General features: G+C 61.8%; 14 protein-coding genes. 6 read left to right on the forward strand and 8 right to left on the reverse strand.

Annotated features, from left to right (window positions below):
* Positions 1 to 25: 25 nt before the first annotated feature.
* From IE111_RS17930 to IE111_RS17945, 4 genes are read left to right on the forward strand one after another with little or no spacing between them, the layout of a single operon-like run.
* The gene (locus IE111_RS17930) at positions 26 to 1,957 is read left to right on the forward strand and encodes a bifunctional 5-dehydro-2-deoxygluconokinase/5-dehydro-2-deoxyphosphogluconate aldolase (protein ID WP_189611297.1); all 1,932 of its coding nucleotides are present in this window, start codon (positions 26 to 28) and stop codon (positions 1,955 to 1,957) included.
* A gap of 11 nt (positions 1,958 to 1,968) precedes the next feature.
* Positions 1,969 to 3,825, forward strand: a complete 1,857-nt coding sequence (gene iolD, locus IE111_RS17935) for a 3D-(3,5/4)-trihydroxycyclohexane-1,2-dione acylhydrolase (decyclizing) (protein ID WP_189611299.1) — start codon at positions 1,969 to 1,971, stop codon at positions 3,823 to 3,825.
* A gap of 10 nt (positions 3,826 to 3,835) precedes the next feature.
* Positions 3,836 to 4,735 carry a myo-inosose-2 dehydratase gene (gene iolE / locus IE111_RS17940; protein ID WP_189611301.1) on the forward strand — a complete coding sequence of 300 codons (900 nt, stop codon included), beginning with the start codon at positions 3,836 to 3,838 and terminating at the stop codon, positions 4,733 to 4,735.
* A 59-nt stretch (positions 4,736 to 4,794) separates the two neighbouring features.
* Positions 4,795 to 6,297, forward strand: a complete 1,503-nt coding sequence (locus IE111_RS17945) for a CoA-acylating methylmalonate-semialdehyde dehydrogenase (RefSeq protein ID WP_189611303.1) — start codon at positions 4,795 to 4,797, stop codon at positions 6,295 to 6,297.
* A 72-nt stretch (positions 6,298 to 6,369) separates the two neighbouring features.
* On the opposite strand, the gene IE111_RS17950 is transcribed toward IE111_RS17945, so the two are convergent.
* The 4 genes from IE111_RS17950 to IE111_RS17965 form a co-directional block, all read right to left on the reverse strand.
* Entirely contained in the window at positions 6,370 to 6,861 is a 492-nt protein-coding gene (locus IE111_RS17950) for a hypothetical protein (RefSeq protein ID WP_189611305.1), read from the reverse strand.
* Positions 6,862 to 7,142: 281 nt separating this feature from the next.
* Positions 7,143 to 7,577: a S24 family peptidase gene (locus tag IE111_RS17955; protein WP_189611307.1), complete on the reverse strand. Its 435-nt coding sequence runs from the start codon at positions 7,575 to 7,577 to the stop codon at positions 7,143 to 7,145.
* Between the two features lie 66 nt (positions 7,578 to 7,643).
* Positions 7,644 to 8,537, reverse strand: coding sequence for a chemotaxis protein (locus IE111_RS17960; protein ID WP_189611309.1), 894 nt, complete (start codon positions 8,535 to 8,537; stop codon positions 7,644 to 7,646).
* Between the two features lie 326 nt (positions 8,538 to 8,863).
* Positions 8,864 to 9,613: a TerC family protein gene (locus IE111_RS17965; RefSeq protein WP_189611311.1), complete on the reverse strand. Its 750-nt coding sequence runs from the start codon at positions 9,611 to 9,613 to the stop codon at positions 8,864 to 8,866.
* A gap of 216 nt (positions 9,614 to 9,829) precedes the next feature.
* On the opposite strand from IE111_RS17965, the gene IE111_RS17970 reads away from it, so the two are divergent.
* Positions 9,830 to 10,876, forward strand: coding sequence for an MBL fold metallo-hydrolase (locus tag IE111_RS17970; protein ID WP_189611313.1), 1,047 nt, complete (start codon positions 9,830 to 9,832; stop codon positions 10,874 to 10,876).
* Positions 10,877 to 11,183: 307 nt separating this feature from the next.
* On the opposite strand, the gene IE111_RS17975 is transcribed toward IE111_RS17970, so the two are convergent.
* The 4 genes from IE111_RS17975 to IE111_RS17990 form a co-directional block, all read right to left on the reverse strand.
* Positions 11,184 to 12,749, reverse strand: coding sequence for a methyl-accepting chemotaxis protein (locus IE111_RS17975; RefSeq protein WP_189611315.1), 1,566 nt, complete (start codon positions 12,747 to 12,749; stop codon positions 11,184 to 11,186).
* A gap of 75 nt (positions 12,750 to 12,824) precedes the next feature.
* The gene (locus tag IE111_RS17980) at positions 12,825 to 13,496 is read right to left on the reverse strand and encodes a LutC/YkgG family protein (RefSeq protein ID WP_189611317.1); all 672 of its coding nucleotides are present in this window, start codon (positions 13,494 to 13,496) and stop codon (positions 12,825 to 12,827) included.
* A complete protein-coding gene (locus IE111_RS17985; RefSeq protein WP_189611319.1) occupies positions 13,493 to 14,926 on the reverse strand; it encodes a LutB/LldF family L-lactate oxidation iron-sulfur protein in 1,434 nt (477 codons plus the stop codon). The genes IE111_RS17980 and IE111_RS17985 overlap by 4 nt, the downstream gene beginning before the upstream one ends.
* A complete protein-coding gene (locus IE111_RS17990; RefSeq protein WP_189611321.1) occupies positions 14,919 to 15,695 on the reverse strand; it encodes a (Fe-S)-binding protein in 777 nt (258 codons plus the stop codon). Before IE111_RS17990 ends, IE111_RS17985 begins: the two co-directional genes overlap by 8 nt.
* Before the next feature lie 300 nt (positions 15,696 to 15,995).
* Here IE111_RS17990 and IE111_RS17995 point away from each other — a divergent pair, with 300 nt between their 5' ends.
* Positions 15,996 to 16,745 carry an FCD domain-containing protein gene (locus tag IE111_RS17995; protein WP_189611323.1) on the forward strand — a complete coding sequence of 250 codons (750 nt, stop codon included), beginning with the start codon at positions 15,996 to 15,998 and terminating at the stop codon, positions 16,743 to 16,745.
* Positions 16,746 to 16,840 lie beyond the last annotated feature (95 nt).

A 16,840-nucleotide genomic window follows, 5' to 3' on the forward strand; every position in this document is an offset into this window, starting at 1 on the left:
TTTTTGTCTGCAGGAGAACCCTACAATGTCGAAACCCAGTGATGTGGAACATCGCCCCCTGGATCTGATTTGCCTGGGACGGGCCGCCGTGGATCTGTACAGCGAACAGGTGGGCAGCCGCCTCGAGGACGTCAGCAGTTTTGCCAAATACCTCGGCGGCTCGTCCGGGAATATCGCCTATGGCACCGCCCGGTTGGGACTGAAATCCGCCATGCTGACCCGGGTGGGCGATGAACACATGGGGCGTTTCGTGCGCGAGGAACTGGCGCGCGCCGGTGTGGATGTCAGTCATGTGGTGACCGACCCGGACCGTTTGACCGGACTAGTGATTCTGGGATTGAAGGACCGGGACACCTTTCCGCTGATCTTTTACCGCCACGAATGTGCCGACATGGCTGTCAGCGTCGAGGATTTCTCGCCCGAATTCATCGCCTCCAGCCGGGCGCTGCTGATCACCGGCACCCACTTTTCCACCGCCCAAACGTTCGAGACCAGTCGCACCGCCATGCGATACGCACGCGAAGCCGGCACCCGAGTGATACTGGACATCGATTACCGTCCGGTGTTGTGGGGCCTGACCGGTCCGGGGGAGGGGGAGAACCGCTTCGTCTCTTCGGACTCGGTCACCGCACACCTCCAATCGATCCTGCCGGACTGCGATCTGATCGTGGGCACCGAGGAAGAGATGCACATTGCCGGTGGCAGCGAGGATACGGTGACGGCGCTGCGGGCCATTCGCGCGCTCACCGACGCCACCCTGGTGCTGAAACTGGGCGCCCAGGGCTGCACGGTGTTGAACGGTCCCATCCCGGATTCCGAATCGTCGTTCGACGTTCACACCGGGGTTCGCGTCGAGGTGTTGAATGTCCTGGGCGCGGGCGACGCCTTTCTATCCGGCTTTCTCCGCGGTTGGTTGCGCGGCGAATCGGATGAACGAAGCTGCGACTACGCGAATGCCTGTGGCGCCCTGGTCGTGTCGCGTCACGGCTGCGCCCCGGCCATTCCCGATGCGCGCGAGCTGGACGACTATCTGTCCCGAGCCGATAGCATCCCGAGACCGGAACGGGATACGCGCCTGAACCGGTTGCACCGGATCGCCGGTCGTCGCAAAAAAAACTGGAGCGATATCTACGGTATGGCGTTCGATCACCGACGGCAGTTGTTCGACATGGCGCGCGAGGTCGGTGCCGATCCGGAGCGCATCAAACCGCTGAAGCGCCTGTTGATTCGTGCGACCGAACGGGGTGCCGAACGCGGCGGGGTTTCGGACCAAGTCGGCGTGCTGATTGACGATTCCTTTGGCCAGGAGGCGTTGAACGAAGTCACCGGACGAGGCTGGTGGATCGGTCGGCCGGTCGAACTGCCGGGATCGATGCCACTGGAGCTGGAAGGCGGGCGGTCGATCGGCTCCCGACTGAAGCATTGGCCGATCGAGCATGTCGTGAAATGCCTGGTTTTTTATCACCCGGATCAACCGATCGAAACGCGTTTATCGCAGGAACGCCAGCTCAAGGAGTTGTACCGGGCCTGTCTGGCTTCGGGTCATGAGTTGCTGATCGAAGTGATTCCGCCGTCGGATCGGCCTTCGAACGACGACACTCTGCCGCTGGCGCTGCAACGCTTTTACAACCTGGGCATCTTTCCGGACTGGTGGAAACTGCCGGCGCCAAGCCGCGATACCTGGCACACACTCGATACGCTGATCACCGAGCGGGATCCGCATTGTCACGGTGTGGTTTTGCTCGGATTGGACGCACCGATCGACGAATTGAAGGCGGCTTTCAATCACAGCGCGGGCTTCGACATTTGTCGCGGATTCACCGTCGGACGGACCCTGTTCGGCGAACCCAGCCGGGATTGGCTGGCCGGGCGCATCGACGACGATACCTTGGTGCAACGGGTCAGCGACAATTACCTGGAATTGATTCATTGCTGGCGCAACCGCGTCGCCGGTTGAAGGAGAGCACGATGGCAACCCTAAGACTGACCATGGCCCAAGCGCTGGTGCGCTTCCTGGCCGCTCAGAAGATCGAAACCGAGGCCGGAACGGTACCCTTGTTCGAAGGCGTCTTCGCCATTTTCGGCCACGGCAACGTCGCCGGCCTGGGTGAGGCCCTGTACCAGCACCGCGAGGCATTGCCGACCTTCCGCGCGCACAATGAACAGGGCATGGCACACGCGGCCATCGCCTTCGCCAAGGCCAATCGACGCCAGCGGATGATGGCGTGCACCAGTTCCATCGGGCCGGGGGCGACCAACATGGTCACCGCCGCCGGCCTGGCTCACGCCAACCGGTTGCCGGTGTTGCTGCTGCCGGGCGATACGTTCGCCAATCGAATGCCGGATCCGGTACTGCAACAAGTGGAGCACTTCGGTGAACCGACGATGAGCGTGAACGACTGCTTTCGGCCGGTGAGTCGCTATTTCGATCGCATCACCCGGCCGGAACAGATCCTCACCAGCGCCCCGGCCGCGCTGAACACGCTCCTGGATCCGGCGGATTGTGGCCCGGCCACGCTCGCTCTGTGTCAGGACGTTCAGGCCGAAGCCTACGACTATCCGCAATGGTTCTTCGAAGAGCGGGTACACCGGATTCGTCGCCAGCCGGCCGACCCGCGGGAGCTGGACACCGCCGTAGCCGCGTTGAAATCGGCCCGCCAACCCCTGTTGGTGGCCGGTGGCGGGGTTCACTACAGCGGTGCCGTTGAAGCGCTCAGAGCCTTTGCCGAACGCCACGGCGTACCGGTCGCCGAAACCCAGGCCGGCAAGGGCGCTTTGGCCTGGGATCATCCGCTGGCGGTCGGCGGTATCGGTGTGACCGGCACCCGGGCCGCCAACCGCCTGGCCCGTGATGCCGACCTGATTCTGGCGGTCGGAGCCCGGCTGCAGGATTTCACCACGGCGTCGCGGACACTGTTGGGGCGCCCCGGCAAACAGTTGATCCAGCTGAACGCGGCGCGGTTCGATGCGGCCAAGCAGGGCGCTCAAACACTGGTGTCGGATGCCCGGCTCGGCTTGGCCGCGCTCAGTGACGGTTTGGGCGACTGGTGCAGCGAACCGGGCTGGGTGGAACGGGCGGCGTCCGAAGCCGCCGACTGGAACGCTTATTACGACCGGGTCACGGCCCGCGACGGTGTCGAATCGCCCTCCGGTCTACCCACCGATGCCCAGGTACTCGGTGCGGTCAAGCGGCAGGCCGAGGCGTCGGACATCGTCGTCTGTGCCGCCGGGGGACTGCCCGGCGAATTGCACAAGCTGTGGCGGACCGATCGCCCCGGCGGTTACCACGTCGAATACGGCTATTCCTGCATGGGCTACGAGATCGCCGGCGGGCTCGGCGTGAAAATGGCCGAGCCGGACCGCGAAGTGACCGTTGTGGTCGGCGACGGTTCCTACCTGATGCTGAATTCGGAACTGGCGACCAGCGTGATGACGGGGTATCGGCTTACCGTCGTCGTGCTCGATAACCGTGGGTTCGGATGCATCAATCGCTTGCAACAGGCCACCGGCGGCGCGCCGTTCAACAACCTGTTGGAAGATTGTATCTCGGTGCCTGAGGGCGCCCCCAGAATCGATTTCGCCGCCCATGCCCGGGCTCTCGGCACCCAGGCCGAGCGGGTGTCCGGCATTGTCGAATTGGAAGCGGCGCTGGGTCGGGCGCGTCTGGCCGACCGCACGACAGTGATCTGTCTCGATACCGACCCGGTCGTCACCTCCGAAGGCGGCGACTGGTGGGATGTCGCCGTGCCCGAGGTGTCCGCACGCGACGAAGTGATGTCCGCCCGTCGCCACTATGCCACCGCGAAGAAAAACCAACCCTATTGAGGCTGCCAACATGAGTGTACGACTGGGCATCAATCCCCTGACCTGGACCAACGACGACATGCCCGCACTGGGTGCCGAAACATCGCTGGACGTCTGTCTGAGCGAAGGGCGCGAGGCCGGCTTCACCGGCTTCGAGTTGGGCAACAAGTTTCCCCGAACCCCGGACACCCTGGGGCCGATACTGGACGGGCACGGCCTGAGTCTGGTCTCCGGCTGGTACAGCAGCCGGTTACTGGAACGGTCGGTGGCCGAGGAACTGGCGGCCATTGAGGATCATCTGCACCTGCTCGCATCGCTGGGCGCCGACGTCATGGTGTTTTGCGAGGTCACCGGTTGTGTTCACGGCGATCGGCAGACACCGGTGTCGCACCGACCGACCCTGACCGATGCGCAATGGGAACGACTGACGGAGGGGCTGGAGGCCGTGGCCCGGCATTGCCTGGAGCGAGGCGTTCGGATCGCCTACCACCATCACATGGGCACCGTGATCGAATCCGACGCCGATGTCCGTCGTCTGATGGACAACACCAGTGACGCGGTCGGCCTGCTATTGGACACCGGCCACCTGATGTACGCCGGTGGCGACGCTATCGAGATTCAGCGGGCCTACGCCGCCCGCATCTGTCATGTCCATTGCAAGGACATCCGTGCCGAGGTGCTGAAAGACGCCCGCAATCGCGACCTGAGTTTTCTCGATGCCGTGCTCAACGGCGTGTTCACCGTGCCCGGAGACGGCTGCATCGACTACCCGACGCTGTTTCAGGGCCTGAAGGCGAACGACTACAGCGGTTGGTTGGTGGTCGAGGCGGAACAGGATCCGGCCGTCGCCCATCCGCTGACTTACGCGCGGTTGGGTTATCGTCATCTGAAACAGTTTTGCGAGCGGACCGGTCTGGTCGTCGAAGCATAACTCAGCCCCGGCTCGTCCGGCATTGGCGCGACGAGCGCACTGATACGAGGTAACGATTCATGACAATGTTAGGTAATTATATCGACGGCCATAACCTGGCCAGCGACAGCGGCCGGGACGCGCCGGTCTACAACCCGGCAACCGGTGAAGAGAGCCTGAGGGTGGCCCTGTCGAGCGCCGACGAGACCCGAACCGCGATCACGGCGGCCGAGCGGGCGTTCGACGGCTGGCGTCGGGTGAGCCCCTTGAAGCGGGCTAGGGTCATGTTCCGATTCAAGGCGCTGCTCGAAGCCAACGCCGAGCGCATTGCGACGCAGATTTCACGCGAGCACGGCAAGGTCTATTCAGACGCACTCGGGGAGCTGACCCGGGGAATGGAAGTGGTCGAGTTCGCCTGTGGCATGCCTCATCTGTTGAAGGGGGAGCATTCGCTGAATGTCGGGGGCGGTGTCGACAGTTATTCGATGATGCAGCCACTGGGAGTCTGCGCCGGTATCTCGCCGTTCAATTTCCCCGCCATGGTGCCGATGTGGATGTTTCCCATCGCCATCGCGGCCGGCAATACCTTCGTCATGAAGCCCTCCGAAAAAGACCCGAGTGTGCCGCTCATGCTGGCGGAACTGTTGACCGAGGCCGGTCTGCCGGACGGTGTGTTCAATGTGGTCAACGGTGACAAGGAGGCCGTGGATGTCCTGCTGACCGACGACCGGGTTCAGGCCGTCAGTTTTGTCGGGTCGACCCCGATTGCCGAATACATCTACACCACCGCCTCCAGCCATGGCAAACGGGTTCAGGCCCTGGGCGGGGCCAAGAACCACATGGTGATCATGCCCGATGCCGACCCTGCCCAGGTGGTGAATTCATTGATGGGCGCGGCCTTCGGCTCGGCCGGAGAGCGCTGCATGGCCATTTCGGTGGCCGTATGTGTGGGCGACGAGGTCGCCGACCATTTGGTGCGGGACCTCAAACAGGCCATCGCCGATATGAGCGTCGGCCCGGGCACCGGCCAGGATCCCGAGCCCCATATGGGACCCCTGGTTACCCGTGAACACGCCGACAAGGTGTTGGCCTACATCGACTCCGGAGTCGAGCAGGGCGCCCGTCTGGTGGTCGACGGTCGGGCATTCAAAGCGGTCGGTCACGAGCAGGGCTTTTTTGTCGGCCCGACCCTGTTCGATCATGTTAAACCCGGTATGCGAATTTACGACGAGGAAATTTTCGGCCCGGTACTCAGCGTGGTGCGGGTGGACACCTATGACGAGGCTGTTCGTCTGATCGATGCACACGAATACGGCAACGGAACAGCCATCTTCACCCGGGACGGGGACACGGCGCGGCAGTTCTGCGAGTCGATCCAGGTGGGGATGGTGGGCGTCAATGTACCGATACCGGTACCGATGGCGTTCCACAGTTTCGGCGGCTGGAAACGCTCACTGTTTGGCCCCTTGCACATGCATGGCCAGGACGGCGTGCGCTTCTATACCCGCATGAAGACCGTGACGGCACGATGGCCGACGGGTATTCGTGGCGGGGCGGAGTTCTCCATGCCGACCATGGGCTAGTGGTCAATACGCACCCGCACACGCGGTGACGCGGTGCGGGTGGGTTCATCGGAGACGACGGTAACTGAAGAATCAGTCTTCCTCGATTCGCCAGGAGCGCACTTTTTCCAGGCCGTTTTCGATCACCCAGTTATTCAGTTCCTTGGGTGCGCGGGTTTTCTTCTGGATTTTTTCCAGGCTCATCGGGTGACGGTAGGTACCCGGGGGAAGATCCTTGGCGGGTTGGCCGCGGCCCACACCGACGGTTTTTCGTTCCTGCTGCTTCAGGCGGTCACCGATGAATTTTTCCAACCGTTTCATCAACGCGGAATTTCGGAAACGGGGCAGGGTATTGGTGACCCAGTCGCCGATCTGAACGCTGCGTCTCGAAAAAATATCCTCTTCGGTAATACCGTATTCCTTTTCCAGCGTTTCGAGATAACTGAAATACAGTGAAAAACCCTCTTCTTTTTTCAGGGCCGTTTCCTTGGCTTTTTTCAATTCCGCGAGGGCGGCTTCGTATTGCTGGATTTGTTCCTGGATCTTCTGTTCTTCAGCCTGTATCAGGGCTTTTGCTTCAGTCATAGGCATCCGGTTAATTAGCTGTCAATGAGAACCGTTGGGATAACAATCACCCGTGCGGAGTGATTACTGCGTACTTATTACGGCTTATGACCGCCCATCACTTTCCGGCGGCTGGTTGGGCAGAGAGATTCCGCCGGACTAAGCCGTTGATCGATTACCTTTCAGATTACGGACAATGGGGCCAAACCGATTATTTCCAACCGATGTATTTGCGCGCATTTGTGTCCGCCCCGCTATATTAATCGAAGCCCGATTGCCTTTCAATTCGGGTTTTCGCACGGTTATATTCCCATTCTCAACGAATGAATGACCTGGGTTACCACGCCATAGACCACCAATTCCGAATGTTCCGGAATGATCAGGTCCTCGAAATCCGGATGCTTCGCGATCAACCGGGGCGAGGGGCGCAATACCAGTTCCCGCACCAGTAGATCGCCCTGGAAGCCGGCCAGAATCACCCGGCCCTGGTCCGGTTTCAGGGCCCGGTCGACCACGAGGACATCGCCGGCGTGGATACCGGCGTCTTCCATGGCCTGGGTGTCCATGGCGACGAAGAGGCTGGCTTGCGGGTTGCGCAGGCACAGACTGTTCAGGTCCACCCCCTGCAACTCGTCGAAGTCGTCCGGGTCGGCCTGATCGGCGGACTGACCCTCGATGTAGAGGGGCAGGTTCAGTTGCGGGCCCGCATCCGAGCGCCCGAGGAGTTGTACGGCCATGACGCCTCCATATGATACTGTTTAAATATACAGTATAGAGGCGCTGGGCCGGAATTGCCAAGGGGGTCAGTCGCCGGTCAGCGACTTGGCCCCGCGCAGCATGGCATGCACCAGTTCTTCGGCGTCGAACTTGGTCAGGGCTTCGTTGGCGCCGACCTGGTTGGCGTAACTCAGGCTCATCTCACTGTTCAGCGAGGTGTGCAGGATGATGTAGGCCTGTTTCAGCGCGGGTGTGTCGCGCACGGTAAACGCGAGCTCGTAGCCGTCCAGACCGGGCATTTCGATGTCGCTGACGAGTATGTCCACGGGGTTGCCGCTCTCGGCCACTTTTTCCATGTGTTCGAGCGCCTTGATGCCGTTGGTGGTGACCTGGTAGGGGATATTGATGCTGTCGAGCGCTTCGGATAGCTGTTTTCGCGCGACATGGGAGTCGTCCACCAGCAGGATATTCAACGGTTTGAGCTGTTCGCGTTGCAGGTCGGTCAGTACGGCGCGGCGTTTTTCCGGGGGTTCCGGATAAATCAGGGAAAGCAGCAGTTCGACATCCAGCAACTGGATGGTTTTGTCCTGAACGGTGACCAGGCCGGTGAGAAAGGCCTTTTTGCCGAGCATGTCGGGTGGTGGTTTGACGTCGCGCCAGTCGGTGTCGACGATTTTCTCGATGCCGCGCACCAGAAAACCGATTTCCTTGCGCTGGCAGTCGGTGATGATGATGGCGCCGTTCCGGGTCTCTTCGGGCGTCAGCGGTTTGTAGCCGACGGCGGCGGCCATGTCGATCACCGGTATGGTGGTGCCCCGGAAGGTGGTGGCGCCCAGGACAGCGGGGTGGTCCTGGGGCAGCTTGGTGAGCTGGACGTAGGGGATGATCTCCCGGATCTTCAGCGTTCCGATCGCGAAGGTTTGTCGCTCGGCCAAGGTAAATAGCAGCAACTTCTGGGCGTGTTTCGCCTTGCTGGACATGTGGGCCTATGCTCCCCTGGTGTTGGGTGACTAGTGTTGCCGGGAACCCGCGCCGGCTGCCCGGTACACTCCTCGGGGGTCGCCGTGAACCCATCCCTGGGGGCTTGACCTCGGCATCCTGCCTCGAACATCCCCCGATGAGTGCACCGGGCATCCGTCGCTGGACTGCAGCGTTAATGGCTCTCCAATCTCGAATTCAAGTATCGGCCAATAGATACAATACCTAAGAGCCTCTTTTCCGGATCAGGGCGCGTCAATATTTAAAAGTTCAGCACACCATCCGGGCAAGCGCCACCGAAAACGGTGGCGCAGGTGGCTGAGTGCTTTTACGACTGACTGGCGCGGCGGCGTGCCCGGGCCCGGCGCGAGAGCATGTTGAGCCCTTCGATGAGGGCGGAGAAGCCCATGGCGGCGTAGATGTAGCCTTTGGGGACGTGGGCGCCGAAGCCGTCGGCGATGAGGGTGGTGCCGATGAGCAGCAGGAAGCCGAGAGCCAACATGACGATGGTCGGGTTGTGGTGAATGAAGTTGGCGAGCGGGGTGGCGGCGAGCAGCATGACGCTGACGGCGACGATGACGGCGGCCATCATAATGGGGATATGGTCGGTCATGCCGACGGCGGTGATGATGCTGTCGATGGAGAAGACGAGGTCGAGCACCAGGATCTGGGCGATGGCGGCGGTGACGCCGATGCTGGCCTTGTCGGATTCGGAATAGGCCGCATCCGGGTCGGGGTCGACGTTGTGGTGGATTTCGCGAGTGGCTTTCCAGACCAGGAAGAGCCCGCCGGCGATGAGGATGAGGTCGCGCCAGGAGAAGCCCTGGCCGAAAACCTCGAACAGCGGTTCGGTCAATTGGACGATGAAAGCGACGGTGCCGAGCAGTACCAGGCGCATGACCAGAGCCATGCCGATGCCGAGCTTGCGAGCCCGCTCGCGGTGTTCCTCGGGCAGTTTGTTGGTCAGGATTGAGATGAAGATGAGGTTGTCGATGCCGAGTACCACTTCCATGACGATGAGCGTGGCCAGGGCGATCCAGGCTTCCGGACTGGCGAGCAAGGACAGAATGTAGTCCATAGGGTGATTCCTTGGGGTCGGTTTTGAACATGGCAGCCATGGGGTATTGGGGGCTTGCCGACAAGCGGGAGCTAAGATAACAGGGCCTTGGCGACGGTCGCAATTGTGGCGCGGGAATTGCGATCTTGACTCAACGCAAGGGTGGCTGCCAAAAGGCTTGCATTGCGCTGTATGTCATCTATATTCGCGGAAACTAATATAGTGCAGGAGGCCATCATGATTTTCAGACAATTGTACGACGCCACTTCATCGACCTATACCTATTTGCTGGCCGACGAGGACACGCGCGAAGCGGTCTACATCGATACGGTATACGAGCAGGTTCAGCGCGACCGGGCGCTGCTGGACGAACTGAATCTGACCCTGAAATACGTACTGGACACCCATTGCCATGCGGACCATGTCACGGCGGCCTGGCTGATGAAGCAGAAAACCGGCTGCAAGATCGTCAGTGCCGAGGCTGTTGGTGCCGACCCCGTTGATGTCCAGGTCAAACCCGGCGATCGGATTGCCTTCGGTCGCCACCATCTGGAGGTGCGGGCGACGCCGGGCCATACCGATGGGTGTGTGACGTATGTGACGGAAGACCACAAGATGGCGTTCACCGGCGATGCGCTGTTGATCCGGGGGTGTGGCCGCAGCGACTTCCAGCAGGGCAATGCCGGTACGCTTTTTCACTCCATCACCGAACAGATCTTTTCACTGCCCGACGATTGCATCATTTACCCCGCCCACGATTACGCCGGCCGGACACGGTCGACGGTGGGCGAAGAAAAGGCGTTCAACCCCCGCGTGGGCGGCGGCGCCAGTGAACAGGATTTCGTCGGGTACATGAAGGCGATGCGGTTGCCGCACCCCAAGAAGATCGACATCGCGTTACCGGCGAATTTGCGCAGCGGCATGCCGGAAGACGGACAGGCTCCAAGCGAGCCGGATTGGGCGGATGTGCGGGTGACCTTTTCCGGAGTACCGGAGGTCGAACCGGAATGGGTGCACCAGCATCAGCCGGAAATCACCATTCTGGATGTGCGGGAAGCCGAAGAGCTGGAAAACGAATACGACCGACTGGACGGTGCCGTGATCGTTCCGTTGAGTCAGCTGCGCGAGCGGGTCGGGGAAGTACCCAATGAAAAACCGGTGGTCTGCTTTTGCCGATCCGGTCGCCGCTCGGCCATGGCGGTTTCGATCCTCAAGGAGAACGGTTTCGAGCGGGTCGCCAACATCCATGGCGGCCTGTTGAAATGGCGTGACAGCGGGCTTTGAGCGGGGCTGTGTAGGGTGGGCACGGCCCACCAGGTCATTTGGTTGGATCGGTACGTCTGGTCCGTCACTCCGGCCTGTCGTCACTTATGGTACGGGTTGATTGTTGGATTACGCGCTCTCGCGCTACCGGAGCGCCGGCCGATCCAACCTACACGCTTTGCTGAGCCATGGTGGGCGGCCGAGACCGGGGTGCCGGACCAGACGCACCGACCCACCCTACCAAACGCAGTGCCAAGTAGGTCGAATTAGCCCGAAGGGCGTAATCCGACACTGATATTGATGGCGGGGAATCAAGCCCGGCCCACGCTTACAGCTTGAACCACTCCACCAACTCGTGCAGTTCGTCGGCCAGCTTGTGCAACTTGATCGCTCCGTCGGCGGAGGCGCGTCCCTGGTCGAGGCTGTTGTCGGCCAGGCTGGTGATGCGCGTCAGTTGCTGGTTGATTTCCTCAGCGACCTGGCTTTGTTCCTCGATCGAGGTCGCCATCTGATGCGTCATCTCGGTGATGCGGGTCACCGCGGCGGCGATGTCGTGCAGCGCGGTGTCGGCTTCGCCCACCCGGCCGACGCTTTGTTCGGCGATTTCCCGACCGCGCTCGGCGGCGGCTTCGGCTTCGCCGGTCTTGGATTTCAGATTGTCGATGATGGTCTGGATCTGGGTCGTGGTATCCGCTGTGCGGATGGCCAGTGAACGCACTTCGTCGGCGACCACGGCAAAACCGCGTCCGTGTTCACCGGCGCGGGCGGCTTCGATGGCCGCGTTCAGGGCCAGCAGGTTGGTCTGCTCGGTGACGTTCTGGATCAATTCGGCGGCCTTGGAGATGGACTCGGTTTCGGTCACGACCTCGTTCACCGTCTTTCCGATGGATTCCACCGCTTCGGCCAGTTCCTGAATGCCCTGGCGTGCCAGTCGGACGGTTTCGGTGCCTTTGTCGGCCAGTTCATGCGCGGTGTCGGCTTCGCCGGCGGTGTCCTGCACGTTGCCGGACACCTCGTGAATGGTCGCGGACATTTCGTTAACCGCCGCCGCGATCTGGGTCGCTTCACCCTGCAACTCGTCTATGCCCTGCGCCGAGCTTTCCGCCAGCCCCCGGGAATGGACGGATTCCCGGCTGACGTTGGCCGCGGCGTCGTTGATCCGGGTCAGGACGGTGTTGAGGTGGGCGTTGGCGCTTTCCAGTGCCAATTCCAGGCGGGTGACCGCGCCGGGTGCGTCGGAGTAGGTCAGGGCCACCAGCGGGTCGCTGAAGCGACCGGTCATGCGCTCCATCAGCGCTTTGACGATGATGCGACGGTTGTACTGGTTGAACTGGACAATGCCGAGCATCAGGACGACGGCGAGCCAGGCGGTGGTCCAGCTGTTCGTTTGCCAGCCGGTCACCAGTACGGCGGCCATGGCCAGGCTGGCAGGGGCCCAGCCGTAGACCTTGTGCAATATACGCTTCACCGGTGGCAACGGGTGCTTGCCCTCGTTGATACGCTGATACACTCGGGCGGCCCGTTCGATGTCCTCCGGTTTGGGTTTGACCCGAACGGATTCATAGCCAACGATGCGACCGTTATGAAGCAGGGGCGTGACGTAAGCGCTGACCCAGTAATAATCCCCGTTTTTACGACGATTCTTGACCAGCCCCATCCATGGCTGACCGTCCTTCAGATAGGACCACATGTTTTCATAAACGGACGGCGGCATGTCCGGGTGACGGATAATGTTGTGGGGCTGATCGATCAGTTCGTCATGGCTGAACCCGCTGACCTCGACGAAGTCCTGATTGCAGTGGCGGATGTTTCCCTGTGTATCCGTGGAGGAAATAAGCTGCTGTCCCTCTTGCAGCGTGTACTCGGTGTCTGTGACAGGCTGGTTGTTGCGCATAGGCTGGGGATCTCTGTATTCAAAAGTCGACTGGTAATACCTATTTGGAGGGTATCGGCCAGTATCTTGTTGAATTTAGGCCCCGGATCCGGATTCATCAACCAGAAAAACCACAAGCTCTCGCGGACCGTGGGCGCCGAACACCAGAGTCTGTTCGATGTCCGCCGTCTTCGACGGCCCAGAGATCAACAAAGCGTTGGTGGGCATGCCTTGCGACCAACGCTGTTCTCGAACCACTTGAAGCAGGGTGTCGTGCAATTGGTCGACCCGCAACACGGCCAGATGCATCGGCGGCACCAGGCTCATCAACCGGGGCTCGTCCGGGGTTGGCCAGAGAATCAGTGAGCCGGTCTCGGCGATCCCACCCAGCGTCGTGGTCAGCGCCGCCTCGATCTCGTTGAACAGTTCGGACTGCCAGGTTTCGATCGGCTGGTCGTAAACGTGAAGTTCAAGATCCCCGGATTTGGCCGCCGCCAGCCCCGCCTGGAACGGACTGTTGCGACCCAGCAACAGGCGCCGGACATGGGAGCGACTCAGCCGATCGAGGATGGCCTGGTTCAGCTCAGATTCGGTCGTCCGAATCACCTCGCCCTGGACCGATTCCAGATGTTGGCGAAATCGTTCTATGCGCTCGGCCGGTGTCCACTGGCGCGCTTCCAGCACACTGAAGTCCCGCTCCGGCGGTGGCGAAGTATGGGTCCGCTGACGCAGTCGGGCGAGGATATCGGCTTTGGCGGTGCTGCTCATGAGGGCCTCCGGTGGGTCCGACGGGCCTTGATGGCCTGGTGCAGGGTGGTCGCGGCCGGCCGGGGCGCGCGGCGATAATCGGTCCAGCCTCCGAGGCGGCTGGGCGTCAGTCTTCGGAAACGCGCGGCCAGAGCGGTTCCCAGCCGGTACAGGGCCGGCGAGCGGTGCATCCAGGCCCAGCCGCGCCAGATCCAGGGTTCCAGTCGGCCGCGTTTAACGCCGTGGCCCTTGACGTGGGCCGGGTGCAGGCTGTCGCCGTCGACCGATTCCTGGCGCAGGCGAACCAACAGTTGCGGGATCGGTATGCGTACCGGGCAGACCTCGCCGCAGGCACCACACAGCGACGACGCGCTGGGGAAGTCGGGCGTCTGATCCAGACCCATAAGCTGGGGCATCAGGATCTTGCCGATCGGTCCGGGGTAGGTGGTGCCATAGGCGTGACCACCGACCCGGGTGTAAACCGGGCAGTGGTTCATGCAGGCACCGCAGCGAATGCATTTCAGGGTCTCGGCCAGTTCCTCGTCCTGGTAGACCTCGGAGCGACCGTTGTCGACCAGCACCAGATGCACTTCTTCCGGACCGTCCTGTTCGTCCGGCTGGCGGGGACCGCTGATCATGTTGAAGTAGGTGGTGATCGGCTGGCCGGTGGCCGAACGTGTGAGCAGCGCCAGCAAGGGTGCGACATCGTCCAGGCTGGGCACGACCTTTTCGATCCCGGTTACGGCGATGTGGCAGGGCGGTACCGTGGTGGTCAGCCGGCCGTTGCCTTCGTTTTCGACCAGGCACAGGGTTCCGCTGTCGGCGACCGCGAAATTGACTCCGGAAATGCCGACATCGGCGTTCATGAACCGCTCGCGCAACTGGGCGCGGGCACTGGCGGTCAGGTAGCGGGCGTCCAGCGAGGGTTCGGTTCCGGTCTTGTCGTGCATCAGGTCGGAGATTTCACGCGTGTTCTTGTGGATGGCCGGCATGATGATGTGGGAGGGCGTTTCCTCGGCCATCTGGACGATGTATTCGCCCAGGTCCGACTCCAACGCCTCGATGTCGGCCTGCTCCAGATGATGGTTCAACTCCATTTCTTCCGAGACCATCGATTTGCCCTTGATGACGCTGCGGGCGTTTCGGCGTCGGCAGATGTCGGTGATCAGCGCGCAGGCTTCATCGCCGTCGCGCGCCCAGTGCACCTGAATCCCGTTGGCCCGGCATCGGGTATCCAGTTGTTCCAGTAACTCGGGCAAGTGGTGCAGGGCATTGAGCCGGACGGCCGAACCCAGAGTGCGCAGCTTGTCCAGTTCCCAGTCGTCGAACGCCAGCCGGCGTTTGTCCATCAGCCCGTCCATAGCGCGGCGGAAGTTGCCGCGTATCTGGGGGTTGTCGAGCGCGGTACGGACATTCGGGTGAAACGGGACGGCGCCGTGGGTATCAGTCATGGGTGCGGTCCTCCCGGGTGCGTTGCCAGAGGAAGCTCAACAGGTGCTCGCCACGGAGTTTGGCGCCCTGTTTTTGCGCGCAACCGTCGATGTTCATCAGGCAGCCACAGTCGGACGTCACAAAATGCTGGACACCGGTCTCGGACAAGGCGGCCACCTTGTCCTGGACCATGGCGCCGGACACCTCCGGATGGCGCACGGCGAAGGAGCCGCCGAAACCGCAGCATTCGGCGGCGTGCGCTTGTTCTTTCAGTGTGACGCCGGACAGTTGCCCCAGCAGTTGCGGCCCGACTTCGGCCAGACCCATTTCCCGACGCGCGGAACAGGAGGTGTGCATGGCCACTTGGACCGGTTCGCCTTTGTCTTCCAGTCGGACGTGGCAGACGTTGAGCAGGAAGTCGGTCAGCTCAAAGGTGCGGGCGGCGATGTCTTCGGCGCGGGCGGCGTCGTCGGTGCCTTCGAACAGGTGCGGGTAGTGTTTGGCGATCATGCCGCCACAGGAGCCGGACGGGACCAGGATGGGCCAGGGTTCGGGAAACAGGTCGAGTTGGCGGCGGGCGACGTCACGGGCTTCGTCCATGCGGCCGGAGGTGTAGGCGGGTTGGCCGCAGCAGGTCTGGTCGTCCGGGAAGTGGACGTCGATGCCTTCGCGTTCGAGCAGGGAGAGGGCGGCCAGACCGGCTTCGGGGTAGAAGATGTCGATCAGGCAGGTGCCGAAGAGGTACACCCGATCGGGTTTGGGCGGATACATCTTGATGGAGTCAGTCATGTTCGGCCTCGTGGCTGGGTGACCAAGTGTGCCAGGAACCCGCGCTGGCTGCCGGTGGTGCTCATTCGGGGTCGCCATAAACCCGTCCATGGGGGCTTGGCTTCGGCATCCTGCCTCAGACATCCCCGAATGAGCACCACCGGCATCCACCGCTAGCCCAAAACACCGCGATTCGTTACGATTCCATAAATTGGTAATACCAATTTACCTTCGTTGTGAATTTAGGCTAATATCGAGCCCGCGAAGAGTCAATTGGTATAGCACGAAGCGGTCGGGAATTCCGACCAATGGAGGAGTTTCATGGCGGGTGTGCGTCAGCAGCGGATGTCGGATCGTGTGGTGGAGGAGTTGGAGCGTGCGATCGTGGAGGGGATTTATCCGGCGAGGGAGCGGTTGCCGCCGGAGCGGGCTTTGGCGGCCGAGTTGGGGGTGAGTCGGCCGACGTTGCGGGAGGCGTTGAATAAGTTGGCGGTTCGGGGGTTGATCGAGAGTCGTCAGGGAGGTGGGCATCGGGTGAAGGCGTCGCTGGGGTCGGCATTCAGTGATCCGTTGCTGGAGTTGCTGGGTAAACATGAGGGCTTTGAATACGATATTCTGGAGTATCGGCAGGCGCTGGAGGGGATGGCGGCCGGTTTTGCGGCGGAGCGGGCGACGCAGGAGGATCGGGCGCGGTTGACGGCCTGTTTCGAGCGCATTGAACGGGCGCATGCGTCGGGCGATGCCGGGCAGGAGGCCGAGGCGGATGCGGCTTTCCATTTGTGCATTGCCGAGGCGAGCCACAATGTGGTGTTGCTGCACAATATGAAGGCTTTGTTTCAATTGCTGTCGGCGTCGATCGCGGACAGTATTTTTACCTTTGCCGGTCAGGGTGAGCGGGGGGTGTCGTTGCTGGCACAGCATCGGGCATTGCTGGAAGGCATTCTCGCCGGCGACGCGGCAGCGTCCCGGTCCGCTTCCGATCATCACCTGGGGTATGTCGCGCAGTGTTTGTCCGAGTCGCGTCGGGCGGATGAGCGAAAGGTCCGCAGCCGGAGACGGTCGGGGGTTTAATAGTGCTAGACTGGTTGTGGACGGGGTGTGATAGGCTCCGGTTCGATTCAGTGGCTGACAGGAGAAGCGAGTGACGCCGTTCAGGGTTTGGATTG

The organism is Saccharospirillum salsuginis (genome assembly GCF_014651855.1).
GTDB classification, from domain to species: domain Bacteria; phylum Pseudomonadota; class Gammaproteobacteria; order Pseudomonadales; family Natronospirillaceae; genus Saccharospirillum; species Saccharospirillum salsuginis.

What these genes read in the sequence shown, in the direction of transcription:
- IE111_RS17930 (WP_189611297.1), top strand. Translation starts at nt 26, where the DNA reads ATGTCGAAACCCAGTGATGTGGAACATCGCCCCCTGGATCTGATTTGC.
- iolD (WP_189611299.1), top strand. Translation starts at nt 1,969, where the DNA reads ATGGCAACCCTAAGACTGACCATGGCCCAAGCGCTGGTGCGCTTCCTG.
- iolE (WP_189611301.1), top strand. Translation starts at nt 3,836, where the DNA reads ATGAGTGTACGACTGGGCATCAATCCCCTGACCTGGACCAACGACGAC.
- IE111_RS17945 (WP_189611303.1), top strand. Translation starts at nt 4,795, where the DNA reads ATGACAATGTTAGGTAATTATATCGACGGCCATAACCTGGCCAGCGAC.
- IE111_RS17950 (WP_189611305.1), bottom strand. Translation starts at nt 6,861, where the DNA reads ATGACTGAAGCAAAAGCCCTGATACAGGCTGAAGAACAGAAGATCCAG.
- IE111_RS17955 (WP_189611307.1), bottom strand. Translation starts at nt 7,577, where the DNA reads ATGGCCGTACAACTCCTCGGGCGCTCGGATGCGGGCCCGCAACTGAAC.
- IE111_RS17960 (WP_189611309.1), bottom strand. Translation starts at nt 8,537, where the DNA reads ATGTCCAGCAAGGCGAAACACGCCCAGAAGTTGCTGCTATTTACCTTG.
- IE111_RS17965 (WP_189611311.1), bottom strand. Translation starts at nt 9,613, where the DNA reads ATGGACTACATTCTGTCCTTGCTCGCCAGTCCGGAAGCCTGGATCGCC.
- IE111_RS17970 (WP_189611313.1), top strand. Translation starts at nt 9,830, where the DNA reads ATGATTTTCAGACAATTGTACGACGCCACTTCATCGACCTATACCTAT.
- IE111_RS17975 (WP_189611315.1), bottom strand. Translation starts at nt 12,749, where the DNA reads ATGCGCAACAACCAGCCTGTCACAGACACCGAGTACACGCTGCAAGAG.
- IE111_RS17980 (WP_189611317.1), bottom strand. Translation starts at nt 13,496, where the DNA reads ATGAGCAGCACCGCCAAAGCCGATATCCTCGCCCGACTGCGTCAGCGG.
- IE111_RS17985 (WP_189611319.1), bottom strand. Translation starts at nt 14,926, where the DNA reads ATGACTGATACCCACGGCGCCGTCCCGTTTCACCCGAATGTCCGTACC.
- IE111_RS17990 (WP_189611321.1), bottom strand. Translation starts at nt 15,695, where the DNA reads ATGACTGACTCCATCAAGATGTATCCGCCCAAACCCGATCGGGTGTAC.
- IE111_RS17995 (WP_189611323.1), top strand. Translation starts at nt 15,996, where the DNA reads ATGGCGGGTGTGCGTCAGCAGCGGATGTCGGATCGTGTGGTGGAGGAG.